Source organism: Saccharopolyspora sp. (genome assembly GCF_017434145.1).
In the GTDB taxonomy this organism is placed as follows: Bacteria; Actinomycetota; Actinomycetes; order Mycobacteriales; family Pseudonocardiaceae; genus Saccharopolyspora_C; species Saccharopolyspora_C galaxeae.
On sequence record NZ_JAFRFW010000552.1, the window covers coordinates 1 to 2917 of the forward strand.

2 protein-coding genes are annotated in these 2917 nt (G+C 70.2%); one reads left to right on the top strand and one right to left on the bottom strand.

Annotated features, from left to right (window positions below; all coding sequences use genetic code 11):
* The coding region (locus IJH84_RS15375; RefSeq protein ID WP_295145601.1) for a hypothetical protein at window positions 1–655 on the bottom strand (655 nt) is incomplete at its 3' end.
* A gap of 18 nt (window positions 656–673) precedes the next feature.
* On the opposite strand from IJH84_RS15375, the gene IJH84_RS15380 reads away from it, so the two are divergent.
* The coding region (locus IJH84_RS15380; RefSeq protein WP_295145603.1) for a toxin glutamine deamidase domain-containing protein at window positions 674–2917 on the top strand (2244 nt) is incomplete at its 3' end.

Consider the following 2917-nt stretch of genomic DNA (forward strand, 5'->3'; position numbering starts at 1 on the left):
CGTCCAGCAGGGCCGTCCGCAGCAGCCCGTCCAGCAGCAAGCCGGCCCGGACCGCTCCACGACGGAGGCACGGGCGACTCACCAATCTCCACCAGCGGGTGTGCAGGATCGGCCGGCTACACGCCACGACCCGCAAACCCCGGAACACACACCGAAAACCGACCACCCCACAGCGGAATCGCCGCCGCACACCGCCGAACATCCGCAAACCGAGGATTCGCAGGCCGACGAGTCCACAACGGACACCACTGGTGACACCGCACGGGACGGAGCCCCCGACCCGGATGCTGGGGACCGAACCGACACGCACACCTCCCACGATCAGCCCCGACACGACGATTCGACAGCCGCACAGGAAGCCGCAGCGCCGGACGCGACCAACGAGGCCTCGGACCACACCGAGAACCCGCAGGACGACCAGGAACCGCCGCTGAGCCCCGAGGAGAACGCCCGCCGGCTCCTCGAATTCAGCACCGACCCCGAACACCGCGCGCGCACGGAAGATTTCCAGGCACTCGAGCGGCATCTCGGGGCGGAAAGCCAAGAGCCCCACGGGCGGGATCGCTACGAATTCCTCCAGCAGCGCACCGCCGAACGGCTCGCCGAGCACCCGAACGCCGACGCGCTCTCGCCGCGCAACGCCTTCGCCGCGCACTGTTACAGCGCGCACGACGTGTACAAGGAACTTAACGCCGCAGGCCGACACGGTGAGCTCACCGAGACCCAGCTGCACCAGACCCGCGCCATCCTCTCCGGGCTCAACGAGCTGCCCAAGCAGGACGGCTTGATGATCCGGACGCTGGCGTTCCACGGCGATCCGCTCGGCCCGGAACTGGCGGCCGCGCATTACGAGCCCGGTCGGATCACCGTCGAGCCGACGTTCAGCAGCCTCGCGATGACCTCGCCGGACAACAACGCGCCGTTGTTCGACGGCGATGTCGACCTGCGCGTTGAGGCGAAAACCGCGCGGCGCCTCATGGAGCTGGCCAGCAACCCCGCCGAGCGGGAAGCGGTGCTCCCACCCGGTTCGCAACTTCTGGTGCACAGCAAGGAATACGTCAGCTACACGAACGAGAACGGCGACGTCCGGCACAAGTGGGTGATCGAAGCCGAGGAGATCACCCCGGACGATCCGCGCCACCTCGGGCAGCAAGACGCGCAACAGCGAATGGTCGAGCGCTTCGAGCGCTCACGTGCCGATGCGGAGCTGGCCGCGGCCCACCGCCCGTCGATTCAGCAGATGCTTTCGGGTGAGCCGCTGCATGGAGCCGACACCGGGCAACCACACCCGGGCACGTCCGCGGACCAGGTGGCGGACTCCCAGCACGATGCCGGTGAACCGGATTCGCCGCGGCAGCCGGACGAGCCGGAAACCGGCGACCGCCCCGAGCAGCCGGAATCCGGCGGCACCAGCAAGATCGAGCAGTGCTTGGCACCGGACGATGCCGTCTATTCCGGCGCGCACGGTGCCGCGGACTCGACACCCGCCGACCCCTACGGCGCCCCGCCGCTGCCGCTGGACGCCGACGGCAACCCCGACTGGAGCACGCTCGGCAGCGGCCACCCGCCTGCGCACCAGCTGCCCGCGATCCACGGGGGCACCGCGTACCCGGAGCATCAGAACGCCTATGTCGGACAGCGCCATCCCGAGCTGACCGAGGTCAACCCGAACTTCACCGAGCCGAACGCCTACCGCGACGGTTATCAGACCAACTGCACCCGCTGCGTGGTCTCGTACGCGCACCGGCTGATCGGCGAGGACTCACGAGCCGATCCGGTGTTGCCCGAGGAACTGGCCGCCAAGGGCACGTTGCCATGGGTGCAGGAGCAGCTCGGCGGCCAGTGGGAGCAACACGGCAGCTACGACGACGTGATCCGGCGGATGAGCGAGCAGCCCGCGGGTGCGCACGCCGTCCTCGGCGTGCTCTACCCGGACCAGCTGGACAGGCCCGTGGGGCACGTGGCGATGGTGACCAACACGCCCGAAGGCGTCGCGTTCATCGACCCGCAGACGGGTGGGCTGATGACATTGCCGCAGCCTGCGTTGCAGCTCGACTTGCTGCCGTTCGGCTCGCTGGACGAGCAGGTCACCGGTTCCGGGAGTGCGGCATCCGATGTGGACGGTGCTGGTGCGGAGACCGCGCAGGTGCTCGAACCCGCTGCGGACGAGGCCCCTGGCGCGGACCGCGAGGCCCGCTTCCCGGGGGCCGGTCCGGGTACGGACCGGGTCGAGCTTCCGGGCAGCGAGCGCGCCGAAGAGTCCACTTCGGATAGTTCGCGGCGAGACGCGGATCGTGTCGATGAACCGGAACAACGCGAGGCCTCGACCCGCCACGGCGGTCCGTGGTTCGGGCAGCACACCAACCCGTTCCGGCCTTCTTTCCCCGAACAGGACGAGGACGAACCCGATCTGCCGCAGCCGCCGGATCCGGTTTCCGCTGCGCAGAATTCCCTGCCGACAGCGCCCCCGGCAGGCACATCGCCTCCTGGCGGTGCGGCGCCGCAAACTCCGGGTGCGGCACCAACGGAAACTCGGAACGCGACACCACCGGCCGCTGCTGAGCCCGCAGCGGTTCCATCCGCGGTTCCCACCGGGTCGTCGGAGCCGTCACCGCCCGGGCTGAACAGATCGCTCAGCGGCACATTGGACCCGGAACCACCCACGGCAGCGGACAGTCCGCGGCGTGCGGACTCCGGATCGGCGCCGGACGCGGCGACTCCCAACTCGATCGACCCCGGCAGCCCGATGCACCCGGGCGCGTCGACCGGTGCGGGGGGAGCGCTCTCCGGTTCCGCACCGGCCCCACCCGAGCATCAGACGCCCCAAGCCGGGCCAGGCCCAGGTGCGGCACCTCCCGGACAACCCGCCGCGCCGATGGGCGCAGGTGCCCCGGCGACGGGCGGCAGCGGCGCCGAG